14 protein-coding genes are annotated in these 24,129 nt (G+C 48.5%); 3 read left to right on the forward strand and 11 right to left on the reverse strand.

From position 1 onward, the window contains the following. Positions 1-32: 32 nt before the first annotated feature. From galU to uvrB, 8 genes are all read right to left on the reverse strand, one after another. On the reverse strand, positions 33-911 hold the full coding sequence (gene galU, locus J7E78_RS00100) for a UTP--glucose-1-phosphate uridylyltransferase GalU (RefSeq protein ID WP_215074378.1): 879 nt from the start codon (positions 909-911) through the stop codon (positions 33-35). Between the two features lie 296 nt (positions 912-1,207). After that, positions 1,208-4,924 carry a DEAD/DEAH box helicase gene (locus J7E78_RS00105; protein ID WP_215074379.1) on the reverse strand — a complete coding sequence of 1,239 codons (3,717 nt, stop codon included), beginning with the start codon at positions 4,922-4,924 and terminating at the stop codon, positions 1,208-1,210. A 136-nt stretch (positions 4,925-5,060) separates the two neighbouring features. Then, positions 5,061-7,574, reverse strand: a complete 2,514-nt coding sequence (locus J7E78_RS00110) for a U32 family peptidase (protein WP_215074380.1) — start codon at positions 7,572-7,574, stop codon at positions 5,061-5,063. 328 nt (positions 7,575-7,902) lie between these two features. Then, entirely contained in the window at positions 7,903-9,798 is a 1,896-nt protein-coding gene (locus J7E78_RS00115) for a stalk domain-containing protein (RefSeq protein ID WP_251034719.1), read from the reverse strand. A 43-nt stretch (positions 9,799-9,841) separates the two neighbouring features. Beyond that, positions 9,842-11,011, reverse strand: coding sequence for a S1C family serine protease (locus tag J7E78_RS00120; protein WP_251034720.1), 1,170 nt, complete (start codon positions 11,009-11,011; stop codon positions 9,842-9,844). A gap of 276 nt (positions 11,012-11,287) precedes the next feature. Beyond that, entirely contained in the window at positions 11,288-11,500 is a 213-nt protein-coding gene (locus J7E78_RS00125; RefSeq protein WP_215074381.1) for a hypothetical protein, read from the reverse strand. 338 nt (positions 11,501-11,838) lie between these two features. Further along, positions 11,839-14,697, reverse strand: a complete 2,859-nt coding sequence (gene uvrA / locus J7E78_RS00130) for an excinuclease ABC subunit UvrA (protein WP_215074382.1) — start codon at positions 14,695-14,697, stop codon at positions 11,839-11,841. A gap of 806 nt (positions 14,698-15,503) precedes the next feature. Continuing rightward, positions 15,504-17,495: an excinuclease ABC subunit UvrB gene (gene uvrB / locus J7E78_RS00135; RefSeq protein WP_215074383.1), complete on the reverse strand. Its 1,992-nt coding sequence runs from the start codon at positions 17,493-17,495 to the stop codon at positions 15,504-15,506. A gap of 169 nt (positions 17,496-17,664) precedes the next feature. Here uvrB and J7E78_RS00140 point away from each other — a divergent pair, with 169 nt between their 5' ends. Both J7E78_RS00140 and J7E78_RS00145 read left to right on the forward strand, forming a co-directional pair. Further along, a complete protein-coding gene (locus J7E78_RS00140; RefSeq protein ID WP_215074384.1) occupies positions 17,665-18,462 on the forward strand; it encodes a flagellar motor protein in 798 nt (265 codons plus the stop codon). Continuing rightward, positions 18,446-19,288, forward strand: a complete 843-nt coding sequence (locus J7E78_RS00145) for a flagellar motor protein MotB (protein WP_215074385.1) — start codon at positions 18,446-18,448, stop codon at positions 19,286-19,288. Before J7E78_RS00140 ends, J7E78_RS00145 begins: the two co-directional genes overlap by 17 nt. A 99-nt stretch (positions 19,289-19,387) precedes the next feature. Here the strand turns inward: J7E78_RS00145 and J7E78_RS00150 are convergent, their stop codons facing one another. The 3 genes from J7E78_RS00150 to J7E78_RS00160 are packed head-to-tail and all read right to left on the reverse strand — an operon-like array spanning position 19,388 to position 22,703. Further along, positions 19,388-20,566 carry an ABC transporter permease gene (locus J7E78_RS00150; RefSeq protein WP_215074386.1) on the reverse strand — a complete coding sequence of 393 codons (1,179 nt, stop codon included), beginning with the start codon at positions 20,564-20,566 and terminating at the stop codon, positions 19,388-19,390. Further along, positions 20,559-21,755: an ABC transporter permease gene (locus J7E78_RS00155; RefSeq protein WP_215074387.1), complete on the reverse strand. Its 1,197-nt coding sequence runs from the start codon at positions 21,753-21,755 to the stop codon at positions 20,559-20,561. The genes J7E78_RS00150 and J7E78_RS00155 overlap by 8 nt, the downstream gene beginning before the upstream one ends. 12 nt (positions 21,756-21,767) lie before the next feature. Next, positions 21,768-22,703, reverse strand: coding sequence for an ABC transporter ATP-binding protein (locus J7E78_RS00160; RefSeq protein WP_251034721.1), 936 nt, complete (start codon positions 22,701-22,703; stop codon positions 21,768-21,770). A 211-nt stretch (positions 22,704-22,914) separates the two neighbouring features. On the opposite strand from J7E78_RS00160, the gene J7E78_RS00165 reads away from it, so the two are divergent. Continuing rightward, positions 22,915-24,126, forward strand: a complete 1,212-nt coding sequence (locus J7E78_RS00165) for a sensor histidine kinase (RefSeq protein ID WP_215074388.1) — start codon at positions 22,915-22,917, stop codon at positions 24,124-24,126. Positions 24,127-24,129 lie beyond the last annotated feature (3 nt).

Below are 24,129 nucleotides of genomic sequence, written 5' to 3' on the forward strand. Positions count from 1 at the left end.
CGGCTGGACTTCAAGGCCATACGGTAAACCATTTATTGATCCTTTACAACCTGTTCCAAATACTTTAAGAGATCTTTCCGAAGATCCGGGCGTTGCAATGCGTAGTGAATCGATGTCTCAATAAAACCTAACTTCTCACCGACATCATGACGCAGTCCATCAAAATGATAGGCAAGAATCTGCCGTTGTTCATTCAAGCGGGACAAGGCATCCGTGAGCTGAATTTCGCCCCCAACGCCAGCAGATTGTTGACCTAGTATCTCAAAGATATCCGGTGTAAGAATGTAACGTCCCATAATAGCCAGGTTCGAAGGAGAATCTTCGGTCTTTGGTTTCTCAATTAGGCGGCGCGCACGAAAGACGCGATCATCGGTAGGCGTCAGCAACTCTCCATCCACTATCCCATAGCGGGATACCTCGGACCAATCAACAGGCTGTACACCAACAATCGGAGATTGCAGTTCATCATAGACATCGATCATCTGCTTCAGGCAGGGATGGTCGGCTTCCACAATGTCGTCCCCTAACAGGACGGCGAAAGGTTCATTGCCGATAAACTTGCGGGCGCACCAGATGGCGTGACCAAGTCCCTTCGGTTCCTTTTGACGGATATAATGGATATCTGCCATCTCGGAGGGTTTGCGTACTTCGTTAAGCAAGTCCCACTTCTCTCTACCCGCCAGATTCTGCTCCAACTCGAACGAATAGTCGAAGTGATCCTCGATAGCTCGCTTCCCTTTACCCGTCACAATAATGATATCTTCAATGCCTGAAGCTACGGCTTCTTCAATAATGTACTGAATCGTTGGCTTGTCCACGATCGGCAGCATTTCCTTAGGCATCGCCTTGGTAGCAGGCAGAAACCGGGTACCCAGCCCTGCGGCTGGAATAATCGCTTTGCGAATACGCATACGAACCCACTCCTTTTGCTAAACAAGTTGAACTAAAGCATATTTACACTTACTACTTCGATGACAGAACAACCTTCCGATCGCTGTTCTCCCCAGATTTTTTAATTCACTTTTACAAAGGTGAAAATCTGGTGATAGCGTATGCTTCCGATGCAGCTTTCTTTCAGAAAGCTTTTAGGCGAACGCTTCGCTTTTTCAGGTTATTTCTGTCCTCTCCGTTATCATGTAAATGATTAGTTCAACTTGTATAGATTCATATATTGAATGATTCTTATTGCTACGATACTTGGACTTCATTATACCATCAACAGTTCGCGGATATCCTGTTCGGACAAGGTCGTCGATCCCCCGTCTCCTGGTTCAATTACTTCGGCAATTAAGTCCTTCTTCCGTTGCTGCAGCTCCAAAATCTTCTCTTCGATCGTACCTTCGGTAACCAGACGGATAACTTGCACCACTTGTTTCTGTCCCATGCGATGGGCACGGCCAATGGCCTGTTCTTCCACGGCGGGATTCCACCACAGATCATATAAAATAACAGTATCTGCCCCCGTTAAGTTTAATCCGGTACCGCCAGCTTTCAGGGAGATTAAGAACAGTTCAGCTTCACCCTCGTTAAATCTGTGGCACATCTCAACGCGGCTCTGTGCAGGGGTCTGACCATCGAGGTAGAAAAGATTCCTTCCCTGTGCCGAGAGGGTCTGACGAATCAGGTTCAACATGCTCGCAAATTGGGAGAAGATGAGAATTCGTTTCCCTGCAGCCAAACAATCCTCGACCGTTTCAAGCAACTGTTCCATTTTCCCGGAATCGCCTTGGTACCCTTCGACAAAGAGGGCCGGATGACAACACAACTGACGCAAACGGGTGATGCCTGCCAGAATTTTGATACGGTTCTTCTGGAATCCGTTATCCTCCATGTCCTTTGATGCTTCATCCTGAAGATCGGAGAGGTACGCGGCGTACAGTTTCTTCTGTTCAACCGTAAGCTCTGACCGCTGTACGGTTTCAATTCGATCAGGCAATTCTTCCAGCACATCCTTCTTCAGGCGGCGCAGAATAAACGGACGCACCATCCGTGAGATCCGTTCCGGTGGAAGGTCGCGGAACCTTCTGTAACTTGGAAACAACCCTGGGAATACGGCTTCAAAAATGGACCACAATTCATCCAACGAGTTCTCTACAGGCGTACCTGTGAGTGCAAAACGGCGCGGGGCCTGAATCTGTTTGACCGCCTGCGCGGTCTGGGAAGAAGCATTTTTGATCGCCTGAGCTTCATCCAGAATGAGCGTATGGAAGGTTCGCCCCAGGTAGGTGTCCAGATCCCGTCGCAACAGCGGATAAGACGTCACAATCACATCTGCCTCATCCATGCCTGAAAGCATACTGGCTCGCTCTTCTTTCTGACCTGCGGCAATCAGGACGTTCAGATGCGGGGCAAACCGCGCAAACTCATTAGCCCAGTTGTAGGTTAGCGAGGCAGGCGCCACGACAAGTACTGGAGGATGGGCCGTACGGGTTCGGATCGTCAATCCATCCTGCTCAGAGGTGAGCCATGCTTCAGCCGCATTTTCAAATGCATTGGCATCTGACCAGAGGCGCTCGCCGGTTAAAGGAGTGATGCCACTTGCTGCAATAGCATTGTCCATGCCGCTCCGTTGAACCCCTGAAGGTGAAACGCTCCCCCCGGAAATACCAACAACTGCATGTTCATCGTTGTACTCGGGCTTTTCCTGAAGCACCGCTGTGATATAGGCGATGCTTTGCAATGTTTTTCCAAGTCCCATATCATCCGCCAGAATACCGCCAAAACGATAATAAGCGAGAGTACGCAACCACTGGTATCCGCTATTCTGATAATCCCGCAGGATGGGGGTCAATGCTTTTGGTAACGCAAAATCCATCCGCTCGGGGTCACGCAGATCATCGAGGAAACGTTTCAGGGAACCTCCCCACTTCACATGACCGGAAACTTCATCCCTGCCCGGCAATTGTAACGCCCGAACAGCCGGCAGCCGGATATGACTGCTCTTGATGTCATCTGCTCCAAGTCCCAGTGAATCAGCCATGTGAGCGAAGCTGTCTGCACCTTCATTTTCAAGCGAGAGAAAGACACCGCTCTTGAGACGGAAATACGGTTTCTTTTCCACAATGCGGCGCATGAGTTCCTGAAGCTCCTGCTCGTCCACACCTTCCATCTCGAATGAAATCTCCAGCCAGTCGAGCCCCTTCCCCAGGTCTGCCCGGACTTTCGGGGGTTTGGAAAAGGAGTGCACCATGGCCTTCACGGCGTTTGGCATATAGATGTCTACCTGCTTCTCAAGCTCAGGCAGCAGATGATACATCACATCATAAATGGCGTCTTCGCGTTCGCTCGCCCAGACGCTACCATCCCTTTCTAGAAAGGATCGATCGAGCCGTTCAATCAGATTCCGCTCTTTGTATCGGTCACGCACCAAAATAACCTTTTTCTCTTCTTCATCTATCAAGTACTCGGCAAGCGGATTAATAACCATCACACCATAGTCAAACTCCAAACGCGCTGTAATACGTTCCCGGTAGAAGTCGATATACAGTTTCGGAGCAAGTTCCGGTTCCGCGATCTGTTCACGCACCTGTGAATCAATAGAAAGATGGCCGAGCGTACGCAATTCTGGCACGACATGCTGTACGAACTCATCCACCTGTTGGGTCGAAATATCAATGCTCTCCTTAATCCCATATGAATTGAGTGCCGCACTCAAGTCCTCCAGACTTCGCATCTGCATCGGCTCCAACATGTGCAACTGTCCTTCCACCACAGCGGCATCATAAGCAGGAAGAAGAATCAGCTCACGCAGTCCGGAAACCTCAAGCTGATACCCTTCATTCGTTCCCTGGGCGATCCGGTAAAACAAAGGCAATACTCCCTCACCGAGCGTGAGTGGTCCATTGGCAAATCCTGTACCCTCCATCCGACTGTCGGCCTGTAGTAGCAATTCCAGCAGCGGCTTCCATACGAGTGGAGCAATCAATATATCCCGTCCATCTGATGCCCCCAAATAACCGGAAATGGATTCGCGATAGGCCTCTTCACTCTGTCTCATTCGAATAAGCATCGAGAGTATGGCCTGATCCTGCGGAGTGAAAACATGAATCAATGGATTATAGTGGAATATTTTCGTAAATGACATCGACTCGCCCTTCTCGATGCAGTTCAGGAATTGCTTTACTTTCTGCACCACATATAGACGTTTGTTACCCACCTTCAATTCGAGAGCAAGTTTCGCTCCACCCTTGTGAACCTGTACGAGCTTGCATATAAACTGAATCTGCAACTCTTCCCGCAGGGAGGAGCGGTTGACAGGAGCGGTGTATTTACGGTCATTTCCATGCAACGGTCTCCGATCCTTGGCAAACATCGACAGAATCTGATCCGCAGTACGGTATGAAGGCTTATCTGCCGAGCGGCCCCAACCCGAAGCTGAACTTGGACGACCTGCCTGGGAGAATGGAGACGCCGTGAATTTCGAAGCATTGTCAAGACGCTGCCCTGAATCGAAAGTTGAATCGGGACGCTCCCAATGACTCTCTTCGATCAGTGTACCCACTCTGGAAATGGAACCAACACCTGAACCTGAGCCCATTCCCGATCCAGACCCAGGTTGAAGAGTATCCTTCCTTTTCCCGTCATCAGCCTTTCGGGCCTTTTTGCCCTCCTCATTGTTCGCCACATGGTCTCCTAGTTCTTCCGCCCGTTCGTGGATCGCCAGCAGTACAGCCGCGACATGTTTGCAGTAGTCATAATAGTTTCCATACGCGGGACAGTTGCAATAAGCTTCAATCTCGCCCGTTTCATCCAGATCCACCGTTACTTTATATCGTTTGTTGCCTCGGACTACAGCATCGTAATGACGCTCATCCTCACTGACCACCAGATTGGTCACCCTGCCAGACAGGTTGTAGTCTTCTCCCCGCTTAAATGCCGTGACTCCGCACAGCAATTTGATATCCATCATGGTGAATGGCGCCACGTGTTCCGCCTCCTTATGCACCTGACTGGTCGCTAAAACCGCTACAGTTCAGGCTCGTTTGATGCTTTCCATATTTCACGTTCCCTTTATAGAAAAAACCCCAAGAGCTCCTTAAAGCAGAGATTGGGGTTGCTGTTTATTTCACCAATTGACCACGTGTAACGCCCAGTTGGTTCGTTGCTTTTAGTGTTTTCCAAACTTGTGTACCACTGATCTCGCCGCGCAGTGCACGGTTGTACAGATCAATGACTTCGCGTACCTGCTCCGGTGTCTCTTCCAGGAATTCCACACGGTAACGGGATACACCCAGATCCATGAAGTTGGTCAGATACTCGGCACCTGACTGTTCCACGGCATTGTATACCGTATTACGGCAGCCTTCATCCACACGTACCGGGTGGGACATACCAATTCGGTCTTGCAGGGATGCACGCTGTTCCTCACAAGGACGTCCACAGTTCGTATAGTCCGTTCCTTCACTCATAAACGTACAATACACACAGTGCTCGGTGTGGAACATCGGCAGATGCTGATGGATAACCACTTCGGTCTGACTTGTACGGGAGTGACCAAGCAAATCAACCATTTGTTGAATGTTCAGGTCATAGGATGGTGTAATCCAGTCACATCCGGCTTCCAGGAACAATTCTACTGCTTTGTGATTAGCGATGTTCAATGAGAAGTCGCCGATCAGTTCCGGGTGCTTCGCATCCGGGTTTTCCATCCGGTGGCGAAGGTAGAAGTACAGTGCGCCTGTATTACGTACCAATACCGCATCCGGCTTCAGACGCAGGATGTTGTTATGATATCCGTTCTCCCCAGGCATGTGAATACGCGGTGTTGCCAGCGCGATCTTGCGACCAGCGGCATGCACAGCTTCCACGGCTGCCGGAAACTGTTTGATAAATTCGAAGTCGGCATAGATCATGCCGATTCCTGCTTCAATCGCTGCCTCCACTTGTGGCAGGCTGCGGCAGAGCGCGGTCAGCTCTGCTTGACCGCGAGCGACTGGCGATGCCGGTTTAACCGAATCGCCGTACACATCTACCGCCCGTTTCACGTAGACGGGCGGTTTAGGACGCTCGCCTGCGAGTTGTTCTACCGCCTGACGGCGAATATTATTCAACTCGCGCATGGGGATGATGACGTCACCATGCAGATTGACGTCCATTTCTTCCAACTGGAACACGGTGCCTCCCAGACGTCCGAACTGCTCTTCCAGCAATTCATGCGTCATTGGACGCTTCTGGGCGATGTCCAGTTCCATCTCGGAATCAATCCGGACGGTCGTGCCTTTCTGCACGTCTGTCCACCACGTGCTAAGCGGCTGCCCCGGGCTGCCGATGACCTTCACCTTCACCGGGAATACGCGGTATGGCTTCTCGGTCTCGAAGCTTTGACGCAGACGTTTGTCCAGCGCCGGGTCATTCGTTTTCCACACTTTGTCGCCAACTTTCACGCGGCGCAGATCCACGTCACTGCGGCCTGGCACAACGTCAACGATCCAACCCTCTTCGGCTTCGCCTTCGAGTTTTACGCCTTTGCGACGTACATCGTATACACGTCCGCCCTCTTCCTTCTGAGTCGGGTCTCCGGCGTCAAATACAATCCCGTCTCCACGTTTCACGGGTGCATCCAGCTTCAGGACTACACCATCACGCAACACTTGATCTACACGACCAAGGTAGACACCACGGCTTTTCGGGAATGTTCCATCCACCAGTTCTTTGTTGTTGGTACCGCTTAGGAAACCATGTGTGAAACCGCGGGAGAAGCTTTGCTGCAATTCGCGAACTTCTTCCTTGCTTGGCGGCGTGTGATCCCCATCAAAGTAACGGTCAATCGCTTTACGATATTTGCTCACGACGTTCGCCACGTATTCCGGCGTTTTGAGACGTCCTTCAATTTTGAAAGAAGTTACACCTGCTTCGATCAGTTCCGGCATCAGGTCAATCGCTGCCAGATCTTTCGGAGACAACAGATAGGCCACATCGCCCATCGGCTTATGCTCTCCATCCACCATCAGATCGTATGGAAGACGACAAGCTTGTGCGCACTCTCCGCGGTTCGCCGAACGTCCTCCCCACATTTCGGAAGTCAGACACTGCCCCGAGTAGGATACACACAGCGCACCGTGAACAAATACTTCCATTGGAAGCTTCGCCTGCTCACCGATCTTCTGAATCTGCTTCAGGTTGTTCTCCCGTCCCAGAACGACACGTTCCATATCAAACGGCTTCGTAAACTCGACCGCTTCCGGTGACGTAATCGTCATCTGTGTTGAACCGTGGATCGGGAAATCCGGCGAGATCTCGCGGATCATCTTCACCAGACCCAAATCCTGAACAATTACAGCGTCCACACCTGCATCGACACATGCATCAATCAGTTCTTTGGCATCCGTCAATTCATTTTCAAAAATCAATATATTAAAGGTCAAAAAACCTTTTACGCCATAACTGTGCAAAAACGCCATAATCTCCGGCAGCTCGTCCATACGGAAATTGTTCGCCCGTGCCCGTGCATTAAACTTTTCGACTCCGAAGAAAATGGCATCTGCGCCATTGGCTACCGCCGAACGCATACAATCCCAGTCACCAGCAGGTGCCAGAAGTTCAACGTCTTCTCTTCGTATTGTTGCTGTTTTCATGTAGATCCTCCCCATAACCGGCTATCCGCCGGATTTCATCCCTATATCCTTAAACGCCTGAACATACCAAGCCTAAGACTGCACCTTATCGGGTACACCTGCATTGTCACGGTATTACAATTATCTATCTATTATGTCTGTATTGCCTGAACTTCAAGCTTACAGTCACTCCTATTCATTAGATCAGCAGTCATAACTCCTGAACTAGTATAGTGTACCACTTCTGCACCGACTCTTCTACGTTTTCCTGAAAAAACCGTTTACCATTTTCATTTCCAGTACAACGAAAAAAACCGAAAGGTCTTTTGACCCTCCGGTTCCACTACAATTATTTAATAAATGTAAATGAGTTCACTGCTTCTTCCAAGGCTGCCGCCTGAACTTCTGTCTTGTTGGCATCATTCAGCCCACTTGTGATCGTATAGGTTGTTCCGTCCTTTTCAAACACGATCTGGCGACCCGCATATGGCACACCTTTGTCCAGCTCATGATACGTAAAGGAAAATGCAGGCACACCCGCAAACGTCAGCTCCTCACTGCGAAGCAGCTGGAAGTTTTTCCGCGTTTTGGTGGCTTCGGCATAAGCCTCTCTCAATTGGCTAACCGTCATCTCGATCGACTTGTCTTCGCTCGCCGCAATGGAGAATTCTCCGCCCGTGAAGGTGTACACCACAGGTGAATATTCGAATCGATCACTGTAAGGTGTCCAGTAACGCGGAATATCTACACTGTATTTATAACGTTTGGACGTACGTGTAAGTGTCTTCGTTTTGTCTGTCAAATAAGGATCTTCATCCAGCTGACCGAAATTATCGGCAACCGTATCAAAATCAATCTCCACACTCTTCATAATCCGTTCAAACCATGCCCGATCTGCAATCTGCTCCTCAGGGAACGTATACTCTGCATAATACCGATACCCATTCTTCTGCAAAAGAACATCGAATTCGGTCTGCCAGCCCCCACCAAAGTTATAACGGAATTCATTCACTTCGGCAGTCTCTCCTGAGATATCCATCGTATAAGAGCCAATTGGCTCGTAACTCTCTCGTGTAAATGTCTCGCGCATCCACTTATCCAGTTGGCCGCTCCAGTCTTTTACCGTTGTACCTGCCTTCGCCGATGTGACACGCCATTGCAGATATGCACCATCTTTGGCTTCATAGATCATCTGATTGTTGTCGATTGACCAGCCGGCAGGAATCTTCAACTCAATACCATAGTCATCATTCCATGCGGAGCGCATGCCATTATCTACGGTGGACAGATCCTTAATCGTTCGATCCGATTCCGCATAGGTTGGCTGGAATGAATTGAGCAGCGCTGCACGTTTGCCCAGATCTTTATAATTCAAAGCTTCGTAATCCGCGAGGTACACATCGTATTGACGACCTTCGCTCAGATACTGACGCATCTCCCATAACATGCCGTCTACATCTTTCACAATAATCCGTGCATAAGGCGTTTTGCCTTTCGACACCGCTTCACGATCCAGCACCGTATCTCCCGATTGTTTGGCCTCCTGGACAAGTTGCTGCAACAAATCATCCGCATCCAGAGCCACATCCTGATCACTGACATACACTTCAAGATAATAACTGTTGTCCGCAGCGCCGAAAGTCATCATGCGCTCCTGCTCACCTGTCTGGAAAACCATAAGGTCTGCCGGGTAGTTAATGGACCAACCGTAAAAGCTGTTGCCAATTCTGGTTTTGCCTTCATCCGGATGAAGGCCATCCTCGTCATCCACCGAATCATCGGTTTGCAACAGACGAATGACCATTTCTCCGGAGCTGGTTGGAGCTAGTGTCGCTCCGATACCGGCAGCAACCGGACGAAGTGGAACCATAAGTACGCCATTCACCATTTTGGGAGCGGCACCCATCTCATGTTTTACACCATCCACCCAGGCAATGGAACTGCCAATCGTTAGGGTGACCGTGTGCGGACCTTCCTTGATTTTGACAATATCATTTTTCTCCAGCCGGATTTCACTGCCAAATGCTTTCTTGAACACTCCAACAGGCACCATCGTAACACCCTTGAACTTGTAAGGTTTGGCTATGGCTTGCTTATCACCGTTAATGTAGGCGCTCGTGCTCCCCGCTTTGACCCGTAGTTCACTTGTCGTCAGATCAGATGCCCATACAGGCAATGCCGCGCCAATGGTCAGCATTCCGGTTAATACACCTGTGCTTAGCACACGTATCCATGACTTTTTCATTCCGTTCTTTCGTCCTCTCTCCATCCAGGCTGATCGCCGGGCTTTATTGTTCTTCATCTGCAAGGAACGCTTCATCTTCCTCGTCTACGATGTCTGCGCGATCAGCAAGCACCAACGTGCGGGTGACAATATCGCCATCCGTTTGCATCAACAGCTTTACCTTTTGCCCAGGCAGATACTTTTTGAGCAACCCATTGATATCCACTACTGAAGAGACACGTGTGCCCGCGACACTGTAAAGGACATCGCCCTCTTTGATTTTGGCTTTCTTGGCTTCAGGAGACAGTACGCTCGTAATCGTCAAGGGATCATCTGTAGGCAGGCCCACAATCGCAGACCAGCTTTCTTCCAGCTGTAGACCCAGACTTGCACGTTTTATTTTGCCATATTTAAAAAACTGATCGATGATATATTGAACGGTATCCACCGGAATCGAAAATCCCAAATTCTCTACGCCTACCGCAGAAAATTTCATGGAATTAATACCGATTACCTCACCCTTCAGGTTGAGCAGTGGTCCTCCGCTATTTCCTGGGTTGATTGCCGTGTCAGTCTGAATCAACCGGTAGGTCGCCTCAACACCACGATTCAAGCCGCTAATGACCCCTACCGTTGCCGAGTTGCGCAAAGAAAAGGAAATCGGCGTACCCAAGGCGATCACCGTTTCACCAACAGTGGTTTGTGAAGCTTTGGCAAAGCTCGCCGGTTTGAGTGATTTGGCATTGATTTTGATTAGCGCCAGATCACTGAGTGCATCACTGTATGTTTTCGTAATGTTGTATGTATTGCCATCCGTCGTTACGACCACAGGGTTTGTTAATCCATCCACCACATGGGCATTCGTTACAATCCATCCATTGGACCGGATAATGACACCTGTACCATGTGCAAGATTATAGCGGTCGTCCGATGATGCACCTTCCTGCACTTCGGTAGATTTCCCAATAATGCCTACGACCGAAGGAGATACCTTTTCGATCACTTTGGGGATGGCTTCACTTCCCTTGTACGTGTACGTTCCGGATGTGGCATCATATTGTCCACTTCCACCAACTGCCTTGAGCAGATCCTTCGTGTTCACATAGACTTGACCGTCTACCACCTTCGCTTGCATCGCCGCTTTGGATTCAGCTGCACCGGCCGTTGCCGCTACACTAATCGAGAGTACAGCAGCCATCAGTATGGCTATCCCTTTTTTACCCAACACGCTCATATTCTCACCTGACCCTCTCTATACATCCTTCTTGCGCGACTCGACATCGGATTCATTGCTGAATCTATTCTCTTTTTCTCTCATCTGCAATTCCGGTATCCTTCAATATATCATACAAAATCTGGATATACAATTGTTTTAAGTCCTATTTTAGTAGAGAAGATAGAGTCTTGATCTACTGCTCGATATAAACGAAAAAAACACCCTCCATGTCTCCCGTGGAAAGTGTTCCTTCATACCTCTTTTGACTTATATGCCTTCACTTCAGTGGCATTCCTACTCACCAAACCAACCGGTTATCATCGCATAATCCGTCATCAGAAATACCAGCAGACTGACTACTGCAAATCCGATCGCAAACAGATTCTTCTTCGGTGCCCGAAGGAGACGAACAACTCCGATGAAAATCAGGATCGTAAATAAGATGACAAAAATATCAAATGCATTAAAATTCGATGTACTCGCCGTGGCAGCTTCTGCAAACAGCATGGATAGACAGACCTCCTTACCATAGTTGAACAGCTAACGCATACCCTAATATCTTCCTCTATGTTATCTGTACCCTGCTTGTAATGCAAGCCCTATCATCCATAAAAATGAAAAAAAGACAATTTGGCCGAATATTCCTGTAATGCTCATCATCATGCATATGTAAACACTTTCACGAAATATCCTTAGTCCAAAGGAAACTCTGTGCATAACTCAAAATGAAAAGCCCTTCTTCTCGGAAGCAGAGCACATCAGAACGTAATCCAACGTCTCAACCTTTTCGAAAAGAAGGGCCAATACTACCACTTCATATTGATATGACTACTGGTTAGAGGACCTTAGTCCACCAATTGCAGTGCCTTGCTCCGCTCGGTATCCCGCTCCAGAACCGGCTTCAAGTACTTGCCTGTATAGGAAGCTTCTACTTTAATGATATCCTCAGGTGTTCCGGTTGCAACAATGGTACCTCCACCGCTACCGCCTTCCGGCCCTAGATCGACAACATAGTCTGCCGTTTTGATCACATCCAGGTTATGCTCGATCACTAGCACCGATTCCCCGGAATCCACCAAACGGTGCAATACGTTCAGCAAACGGTCGATATCATCGACATGTAAACCGGTTGTCGGCTCATCGAGGATGTAGATGGTTTTCCCTGTACTGCGGCGATACAGCTCAGAAGCGAGCTTCACACGCTGGGCTTCACCACCAGACAATGTGGTTGCAGGTTGTCCCAGATTGATATAACCCAGACCCACATCCATCAGTGTCTGCATTTTGCGATGGATCTTCGGAATGTTCTCGAAGAACTGGGTTGCATCTTCAACTGTCATTTCCAACACATCGGAAATATTTCTGTTTTTATATTTCACTTCAAGTGTTTCCCGGTTGTATCGTTTGCCTTTGCAGACTTCACAAGGAACATAAACGTCCGGCAAGAAGTGCATCTCGATCTTGATAATGCCGTCTCCACGGCAGGCTTCACAACGTCCACCTTTGATATTAAAGCTGAATCGGCCTTTCTTGTATCCACGCACCTTAGCTTCGTTCGTCTGAGCAAACAGATCCCGGATATCATCAAAGACTCCTGTATACGTAGCCGGGTTGGAACGTGGTGTCCGCCCGATTGGCGACTGGTCAATATCGATGACTTTATCGATATGTTCCAGACCACGAATCTCTTTATGTTGACCCGGACGTACCCGAGCACGGTTCAGATCACGAGCCAGCGTTTTGTAGAGAATCTCATTGATCAATGTGGACTTACCTGAGCCAGACACACCCGTTACCGCAGTAAATACACCTACAGGAATCTTCACGTTCAGATTCTTCAAGTTATTTTCTTTGGCTCCACGTACTTCCAACCAACGGTCTCCTACACTTCTACGTTCTGTACGAATCGGAATGAATTTGCGTCCACTCAGATATTGACCGGTTAAGGAGTTCTCATCATTCATGATCTCCTCCGGTGTACCCTGTGACATGATGGTACCTCCGTGGATACCTGCACCTGGGCCAATATCAATAATATAGTCGGCAGCCATCATTGTATCCTCATCATGTTCAACCACGATCAACGTATTACCAATGTCGCGCATATGCGCAAGCGTTGAGATCAGACGATCATTATCCCGTTGATGCAGACCGATACTTGGCTCATCGAGAATATATAGCACACCCATCAGGCTGGAACCAATCTGTGTAGCCAGTCTGATCCGCTGGGCTTCCCCACCGGACAATGTTCCGGCAGCACGACTCAGTGTAAGGTAATCCAGACCAACATTCACCAAGAAGCCGAGACGACTGTTGATTTCTTTCAAAATAAGCTTGGCAATCGTCTGCTCTTTCTCCGACAATTCCAATGTATCGAAGAATCGCCCAGCTTCACCAATGGACAAACTAGTCACATAGGCCATGTTGTGATCATTAATCGTTACCGCAAGACTCTCGCGTTTCAGACGCTGACCTTTACATGTACCACAAGGCTTCGCACTCATGTAACCTTCAATAAATTCACGGATACCTTCAGATGCTGTATCACGATAACGACGCTCCAGATTATTCACGATACCTTCAAAGGTAACCAGTGCTTCCTTGCGTTGTCCAAAATCATTCTCATAGCGGAAACGGATTTTCTCCGTACCTGTACCCTGCAACAACTTGTTCATCTGCTCAGCTGGCAGATCTTCGACAGGTACATTCTGCGGAATGTTGAAGTGCTCACATACTGACTTCAGGAACTGCGGATAATAGGTGGATGTACCACCTGTCCAAGCATCAAAGGCACCATCTTCAATCGTCTTGCTGCGATCCGGTACGAGCAGATCAGGGTCAACGATCATTTTGACACCTAACCCATCACAATCCGGGCAAGCCCCGAAAGGACTGTTAAATGAGAACATCCGTGGCGCAAGCTCTTCAATACTGAATCCGCACACCGGGCAGGCAAAGTTGGAGCTAAAACGCAACTCTTCTTCGCCCATAATGTCCACTAAGAGTTGTCCTCCGGACAAATTAAGTGCTGTTTCAATAGAGTCGGCCAGACGCGCCTGTACATCATCTTTAACAACGATCCGGTCAACAACGACTTCAATCGTATGCTTTTTGTTTTTCTCCAATTGAATATCTTCTGACAGGTCACGCAGTTCACCGTTCACCCGTACACGGACAAAACCCTGCTTGGACACATCAGCAAATACACTTTTATGCTCGCCCTTACGGCCCGAGATAATGGGTGCCAAAATCTGCAACCGGGTACGCTCTGGATATTGCATAATGCGGTCAACCATTTGTTCTACGGTCTGGGAACTGATCTCTACGCCGTGATCTGGACAATGCGGATGACCCACACGTGCAAATAACAGACGCAAATAATCGTAGATTTCCGTCACGGTTCCGACCGTGGAACGCGGGTTGCGACTTGTCGTTTTCTGATCTATTGAAATGGCAGGAGATAATCCTTCGATGGAATCCACATCCGGTTTCTCCATCTGTCCCAGAAACTGCCGTGCGTAGGCTGACAATGATTCTACATAACGCCGCTGTCCTTCGGCATAGATGGTGTCAAAAGCCAGCGAGGACTTGCCTGAGCCACTCAGGCCGGTCAATACAACAAAGCGGTCACGCGGGATGGTAATGTCGATATTTTTCAGGTTATGCGCTCGTGCGCCTTTAATGACAATGTTATCGCTCGCCAATAGTATTCATCCTCTCAAATTCACTAATCCAAACCTTACCTTTCGATCCCTCCCAAACCCTCCCTTCCAAGGGAGGGCCCCAGAGGGCGCAGCCCTCTGGACACCCGAAACAAGCGGTGCAACGGTGAGGGGTCGGGTCTTGCTATGTGAAGGGTTGTCGTGTGCCCGCGGCTCCGTATAAGGTTCCGGCCAATTGCCGGAACCTTATACGACCGCTCTACTGCGAGGTGACGCTCTCGGCTTCGCCTTGGTCGCGACAGGTCGCCATTGCCTTTGGCTCGGCTCCAAGGTCAACACCGGGGACGCTCTCGGCTTCGCCTTGGTCGCGACAGGTCGCCATTGCCTTTGGCTCGGCTCCAAGGTCAATACCGGAACGCTCTCGGCTTCGCCTTGGTCGCGACAGGGTCGCCATTGCCTTTGGCTCGGCTCCAAGGTCAATACCGGGACGCTCTCGGCTTCGCCTTGGTCGCGACAGGGTCGCCATTGCCTTCGGCTCGGCTCCAAGGTCAATACCGGAACGCTCTCGGCTTCGCCTTGATCGCGACAGGTCGCCATTGCCTTTGGCTCGGCTCCAAGGTCAATACCATGGTGCCTCTTGGCTATCAGGGGACACGACTCCCAATTGCTTTCCTATAAACCTTTTAACCAATTTCAACATTTCTATCAGTATAGACTTGATTTCAAGATTTCAACATCTCTTATTATCGGTAGATATCAACGATTTCCTTACTCAACAAGAGAACGGCCAATTGGCCGTTCTCTTGTTACAGATCCATCTTTATTGGAGCATATGAATGAGCAGTATCTTATTCGGCGCGAAGTTCCAGCAACGCATCGCGAAGCTCGGCAGCACGCTCAAACTGCAGGTTTTTGGCTGCATCTTTCATCTCTACCTCTAGGCGCTGAATAAGCGCCTGGCGATCTTTCTTCGACATCTTCTCGGCAGCGCCTGTGAGATAGTCTTTCTTGGATTCGGCAACTTTGGTTGCCTCAATCACGTCACGCACTTTTTTGCGAATCGTCTGTGGTGTAATTCCATGTTTCTTGTTGTACGCGATCTGAATTTCACGACGGCGTTCGGTTTCCTTTATCGCCTTATCCATCGAATCGGTCACTTTGTCACCGTATAGAATAACGCGACCCTCGCTGTTCCGCGCGGCACGACCAATCGTTTGGATCAATGAACGTTCGGAACGCAGGAATCCTTCCTTATCGGCATCCAATATGGCTACCAAGGATACTTCGGGCAGATCGAGACCTTCCCGGAGCAAGTTGATTCCAATTAGGACATGGAAAACGCCTAACCTTAAATCACGTAAAATCGCCATACGTTCCAATGTTTTGATCTCGGAGTGCAGATAACGAACTTTGATTCCAACTTCCTTCAGATAATCCGTCAGGTCCTCGGACATCTTCTTCGTTAATGTTGTAATCAACACACGCTCGTCTTTGGCAATCCGGTCGTTAATCTCACCAATCAAGTCATCGATCTGTCCCTTCGTTGGACGCAGTTCAATGATTGGATCAAGCAGTCCCGTTGGACGAATAATCTGTTGCACCATCGTATCGGTATGCTCGATCTCATACGGGCCTGGTGTGGCCGATACATAGATGATCTGATCCATCTTACCTTCGAACTCTTCGAATTTGAGTGGACGATTATCCAATGCTGACGGCAGTCGGAAACCATGTTCAACCAATACCGTCTTCCGCGCCTGGTCACCATTGTACATCGCACGGATCTGTGGCAGAGTCACGTGAGACTCATCGACCACGATCAACATGTCATCCGGGAAGTAATCCATCAGTGTGTATGGGGTATCGCCACGTTCGCGGAAAGTCAGCGGACCGGAATAGTTCTCAATCCCCGAACAGAATCCAACTTCCTTCATCATCTCGATATCATACCGTGTGCGCTGTTCCAGTCGCTGAGCCTCCAGCAGTTTCCCCTGTTCACGCAACACTTCCAGACGCTCCTCCAGTTCACGCTCAATGTTCACCAGCGCAACCTTCATCGTCTCTTCTTGCGTTACGAAGTGAGACGCCGGGAAGATGGCAATATGTTCACGTTCGCCAATCAGTTCTCCGGTTAACACATCAATCTCCGTAATTTTCTCGATCTCATCGCCGAACAATTCAACCCGAATTGCATGTTCACCCTTGGAGGCAGGGAAAATCTCAACAACATCCCCACGAACACGGAACGTACCCCGTACAAAGTTAATATCGTTCCGCTGATACTGGATCTCTACCAGACGGGACAAAATCTGATTGCGCGGTTTCTCCATGCCTACCCGAAGTGACAGCAACATGCTTGAATACGAGTGCGGTGAACCCAAACCATAAATGCAGGACACACTCGCTACAATGATGACGTCCCTGCGCTCAAACAACGAACTTGTCGCTGCGTGCCGCAGTTTGTCGATCTCTTCATTAATACTTGAATCCTTCTCGATATACGTATCGGAGGACGGGATATATGCTTCTGGCTGAAAATAATCGTAATAACTGACGAAATACTCAACCATGTTATTAGGAAAAAAATCTTTGAACTCACTTGCAAGCTGCGCTGCGAGCGTCTTGTTGTGTGCAATAATCAGCGTCGGACGTTGCAGTTGGGCTATCGTCTGGGCTATCGTAAACGTCTTACCCGTACCCGTTGCACCCAGCAGTGTCTGGTACCTCTTCCCCTCCTGAACACCCTTCACCAATTCTTTAATGGCTGCAGGCTGATCACCTTGGGGAGAAAACTCTGACTCGATTTCGAACGTTTTGTCGCTCATTATAATATCGCTCATTGCCGTATCTCACCCTATCGTCTAAAATAATAGTCACTATATATTGTCGAAGTTCCCCGAATTTTCATATGGGAAAACTTATAGTAATAGGAATATTTGTTCCCGTTTAATTATACCTCGTTCGTTTTAGTGATGCAAACGTGAAATGAAGATAGGAGTGGGTTAATTTATGGATATTGCGACACTTATCGGTATTATTGCCGGAATTGCCGCAGTCATTAGCGGTTTTTTGTGGGAAGGCGGCCAATTGTCCGGTCTTCTGCAAAAAACGGCTGCTTTAATTGTATTCGGTGGAACGATTGCTGCTGTGGTTGCCAGTTTCCCGGCGCATCGCCTTCGAACGATTCCAGCTGCCCTGCGTATGGCTTTTGGACGTAACAATAATGAATCCGGTATATGGGTTGAAGAGTTAGTCGAGATGTCTTCGATCGCACGCCGCTCAGGTGTACTTGCATTGGAACGGAAGGTTATGGATCATCCGCATCCTTTTTTGCAAGACGGTATTCAGATGGTTGTTGATGGTACGGATCAGGATGTGGTTCGCCAGATCCTGGAGATGGAGATTGACTCGATTGAACAGAAACATGAGGGTTATGCCAAAATATTCGAATCCGCTGGTGGGTACGCTCCAACCATGGGGATCATCGGAACCGTGATGGGACTTATTCAGGTCCTTGGCAGTTTGACCGATCCAACCGGACTCGGACCAGCCATTGCTGTTGCCTTTACCGCAACCCTGTATGGGGTCGCCAGTGCCAATCTTATCTTTTTGCCTATTGCCTCCAAGATCAAATCCAGAGGTGCCGACGAAGTGCAGACCATGGAAATGCTTCTCGAAGGTGTACTTGCCATTCAGAACGGTGAGAATCCCCAGCTTGTACGCAAAAGACTGGAGTCCTTCACCCTCACGCATCGTCAGCATATACGCCCCTTAGTGAAGGAGGGATTGGATGAGTCGGCGCAGTAAACGGCGCGGAAAACGTGAAACTATCGATTATCGGGATCGCTGGATGATTACTTATGCCGATCTCATAACTCTGCTTTTGATCTTTTTTGTCATCATGTATGCCATGAGCAATCTGGATTCCGGTAAATATGACGTCGTTACTCAATCGTTACAAAATACATTCAATGCGTCCGACTCTATCCTTGAGCTTGGTGAGGGACTTGGTGAGAAACCCGGTCAAACGATTACAGAGACTCCACCATCCGAGGTGCAGGGTGAAGATCCTTCAAAAGGTGAAGGGAACCCTTCCGATTCCGGAACTGCAACGTCAGATGATGACAACAAGCCTCTCACAGAACGGGAAGAACAGTTCAGATCACAGGAGCAGGAATTGCAAAATCTGTTCAATGTGATTACCCAATATATCGAGGATAATAAACTGGAAAATCAGATTTTTGTTGCGGACAAGCCACAGGGCCTATCCATTACACTTAGTGACCGCTTCCTGTTTGACCAGGGACAGGCTGCTCTAAAGGACGGTGCAGCACCAACGCTCAGTAAACTTGCCAGCCTGTTCCGTGATCTAAATACCGTTGTCAGCATTGAGGGTCACACCGATAACGTTCCTGTGGGAGCAAACTCCGCCTATACCGATAACTGGCAGCTTTCCGGGGAACGTGCACTGTCTGTATTACGATTTTTTCTGGATACAGAGAAGCTTAACCCGGACGGCTTCCAGTATGCCGGGTATGCGGATACTCGCCCAACGGGTGACAATACCACTGCGGCCGGAAGACAAAAGAACCGTCGAGTGGAAATTACTGTCTTGCGCCAACTTCAACCTTAATCTTCAACATTTGCATAGTGCATCATTACTTATAAGCAAAAAAAAGCATGTTCTAACTGAATTCAATTCAGCAGAGCATGCTTTTTTTGTCGTATTACCTTATGCCTCTACTCCTGGTTGGCTAGGGCGTAGAATCGCAGAGCCTACAGTCAGCAAAATGGCAGCCATGCCAAACAAAATCAATAGTGGCAATGTGATATCCGATAATGTACCGCCAGCGGAGATCGTTTCCACCGCCTGAATCGCCCATTTCTGCGGAACAAAGTTGGCGAGCTTTTGCATATAATCCGGCATCAACGAGATCGGCCAGAAACAACCACCTATCATGCAGGTTGGCACAATGACAAGTGAATTCAACATGTTCGCATTTTTGGAATTACGAATCAATCCGGCAACAGTACTTGCGATTCCCATGGAGACCAGCATGAATGCCGACAATATCATGAAATGAATTCCAAAAGGAATACCGGCATCATAATGCAGTAGCCACCTGCTGATTCCCAAAACCATAATAATCTGAATTATACCAATGACAAAACTGCCCAGGAAATTGCCAAGCGCAATCTCATATGCGCGGACGGGTGCCGTATATACTCTGGCCATCGTGCGTTTCCTGCGATCTTCCATAATCACAGCTACTACGCTGGTTAAGAGTCCCATCATAAACATGATTGTAAATCCAGTCACATTGTTCAGGCCTGGCTTAGGATAGATCTGCAGATCGGTGACTTCACCAGCAACCTGATGTTTTCCTATCTCCTGTAAAAGCTGTTCAAATGGCTTCTGTGTGCTCGACAGTATGTCCTTCTCACTTGAAACAGGACCTGCGGCCAACGTAACAGCTGAAGCAGATTGTTGCAATCCACTCGTCAAACCTTCAACTGCTGTACGTAGTGTATAGGAATTTTCACTTATACGCAGTTCCACCAATTGAATTTCGGTTGGCTTTCCTTGTAACAGATCCTCCGTATAATGTGCCGGAATGATGATGCCAGAACTTCCTTTTTGCTGAGCGATAGCTTCCTTCACTTCTGCTTCGTTGTTCATCGGCTTGAGCAGATACTCCTCTTTGTCAGCAAGTTCATGAATCATCCATGTCCCTGCCACCCCTCCATCCTCATTGACATAGGGAATAACAGTACGTGCACTCTGCTCGCTTCCAAAAAGAGCAACCGCTCCTGTAACCACCAGGCAAGGCAGAAGCAGAAACGTAATGAAGCCCATTTTACGGCCAAGTGTACGTCTAATCATCAACCAGGCGATGTGTAGACTATTCATATCGGTATCCTGCCTTTCTATAGATCATTCCTGAGATGAACAGTAATACAGCGCATACCACGCCTAACATCAGAATGTTATATACAATCTCTCGTATAGGTGCATCCAGCATCATTCTCAGAAAACTCTGGAGCGCCCAGTGGTTAACCGTAAATTGGCTAAGCCGTTGTACAAAATCAATCGGAATGGGCATGAACCCACCACTAATGAATGTCATGGCAACGATGATACCCTGTAAGATTGCACTGGCCGATGCCGTGCTTTTACATACCAATGCCACGATCACGCCAAGAGTCATGGATGCCAATGTGATGAATACACAAGTCAGCACAATATACCAAGGATGGGTTCCCCAATCCACACCGTAGAGCCAATATGTCATAAGGATAATCGTTGTTGCTTGTAAAAAAGCGAGCAGACTATTGCCTGCAATTTTGCCAGCAAAAATAACTCCATTGCCTATAGGCGCAGCCTGAAGGCGAATTAACGTTTTGTTATCACGCTCTCCAAAAAGGCTGCTACTTGTTGTCATGCCTGAGTACAACATGAACATCGCCAGCATGGAAGCTGCATAGTATTGGGAGGCACTATACGCCGTACCTGTCTTACCGGGATTAATGACAGCAATGGAGGTGGAATTCGCCGCACCAGACTCCGAAGCAGAGGCCATGGCAGCAATCACTTCCGGACCGAGTACTTTGGTAATCGCCATCTGTCGGTTCCATTCATCCGTAAAACGTGTGAACAAAGTTTCACCCACGGTATTCAGTGTGTTGTCCTTTCCTCGTATCCACTGTAACCTGGCCTCTTTCCCCATCATCACATTTTGCTCAAAATCCGAAGGAATCATTACAGCAAAGTCCAGCTTGTCGGTACGCAGCGAATGAACGGCCTCTTCTTCTGTCGTAAAGTTCTGAACCTTGACCATCTCAGCCACTTCCGGGGATTTAACGAATGTATCCAGCGCTTGATTAACCGTACTTGATCCTCCGCCTGATTCAGTATTCAAATGGATGATTCCCACACGTACAGTATCCGGAATAACATCATCCGCGGTCCCCATCGTACTGGATAGTGCCGTGCCCAATATAAAAATCAGTAACAACGGCAGAATAAACAGGTTTAACACCACAGATCGAATCTTAAGAATACGTCTCAATTCAAAGATGCAAATATGCCATATATTCATCTCTTGCTCCCCCTAGTCCCGAAGCGTACGCCCGGTCAGATTGAGGAACAACGTTTCCAGATCCGGCTCTTCGACCTTGAGCGACTGAATGGATACTTCATGTTTGCTGCAAATGAAGAGCAGATCCTGGAGATCCTGCTGCGCCGAAGGCAGCGTAATGGTCAGTGTATTCTCTGAAACGTCTACCATCCGCACACGGGGGTGAAGTTTCAGTTCTTCCACGACGCCCAGACCGATACCGGAAGTGGAAAGCACTACTTTTTCCTCCGATGCTACCCGTTCTCTCAGCTCTGCTTCAGTCCCACAGGCAATAATTCGACCCTGATCCATAATCGCAACCCGGTGACTAATCGCAGCCACTTCCTCCATGTAATGACTTGTATATATGATCGTTGAACCCATCTTGTTAAGTGTGCGAACCGATTCAAGAATATGATTCCGAGATTGCGGATCAATACCAACTGTCGGTTCATCCATAATTATTAGATCCGGGCGATGTGTAATCGCACATGCGATGTTTAACCTGCGTTTCATACCGCCGGAGAAGGTCGAGGGGGCATCCTTTGCTTTATCCTGTAACCCTACAAATTCAAGGGACTCCTGCACTCTTTCCTTAAGTAATTTCCCACGCAGTCCATACAGTCTGGCAAAAAAGGTTACATTCTCCGCAGCAGACATGGTTTCGTATAAAGCCAGATCCTGTGGAACCAGTCCGATCTTGCCCTTCACTTCAAGTGGTCGCTCCTTGACCGATATCCCATCTAATCTGATTTCACCCTGATCCATATTCAGGAGACCTGCAATCATGCTGATGGTGGTACTTTTCCCTGCTCCATTGGGACCGAGCAATCCAAAAATTTCGCCTTTGCCAACACTCAGGTTCAAATGATCCACGGACAGCCTGCTGCCGTATCGTTTCACTACATGATCCACTTCAAGTATACCCATCCCTTTTACGCCCCTTTTCCGTTTCGGCCTTCGCCGCTGGATTTGATAATTTTATTGTAACGGATCGTAATCTTTAGCGAAGGTACAAAAAGTCATGAATCGAAGGTGACTTAAGTCATCTCCTGATTCGAATGCTGCTTATGGTATAATCAAGGGCGCATTACCAAAAGATTTTCTAGTCCACTTTTTATATAAAGGATGTCACAACCATATGCCAATGCGGTTTCTGCAATACGGATTAATTATCGTTCCAGCAGTACTGTTCCTGTTGATGCAGCCCTTGGAAAATGAAGCCGTCTACACCCTGTATATCATCATCGCGCTTGGACTCTCCGTGTGGAAAGATTTCAACCGTTCAAGTACACAGCAGTGGCTGTTACTTCTGGCCGAAATACTCTGGAGCTGCTGGCTGATTGCTTCGTATGGGCCATTCCTGCTGTTCCTCTCTCTATCCGTGCTCTACGTATATATATACAGACTGGAGGGAAGTCGGAGATGGTTGATGTTTGCAATTCAGCTTGTCGCAAGCAATGTCGCTTTGCATTGGCATTATTCTGTCCCACAGGCACCGCAGCCAGGGTTAACCATACTAAATACAACCGCCACTGCATTACTCTCCGCAGAGACAACTGCGATGGTTCTTGGGAACCTGCTTCTGCTCATCACAGCGGCTCTGTCCTGGCAGGGATCAAGAACAGCGAGCAGCCGCGGACAACTGGAACAAGTCTATGACGAACTTCGCAGCAAACATTACGAGCTGCAAGAAGCGCGTGCGCAGCTGCTGTTATTTACAAAGCAACTTGAAGGAGTGGCTCAGGCAGAGGAACGTACCCGTATCTCCAGACAGCTTCATGACGATATCGGGCATCGACTGATTCGCACCAAAATGATGTCGGAAGCCGCCCTGCTGACTCTTCCCCTGAATATGGAACAAGGAACGGAAATGGTGCGACAGATTCGCGATCAATTGGCCGATAGTATGGATGATATGCGCAGCACACTACACCAACTGCAACCTAATTCCTATGCATCCGAAGCCTACGACTTGGATCATCTCATCGAGGAAGTGGGTAGAGATACCGGTGTGAAGACAAAATATGAAGTTCATGGCCCATCTCATGTGCTGTATCCCAGCATACAGATTGTTTTATACAAAAATGCCAAAGAAGCCCTGACCAATGCACTGCGACACGGAAATGCTTCTTCAATCACAGTGGAGCTGGTATTCAGGGATCAGGAAGTGTGTATGAGTGTGAGTAATGATGGCAAAATTAATCCCCATTCTTCCAAGCGAAATGGTATAGGACAGGAAGGCATGCGTCTACGTACACAAATGGTGGGAGGAACCTTGGAGATCCAATCAGCTTTTCCGTATACAGTGATTACACGCATTCCAATAACGAACCAGATGAATCTACTCTGAAAA

The sequence above is a fragment of the Paenibacillus polymyxa genome, assembly GCF_018614975.1.
In the GTDB taxonomy this organism is placed as follows: Bacteria; Bacillota; Bacilli; order Paenibacillales; family Paenibacillaceae; genus Paenibacillus; species Paenibacillus polymyxa_E.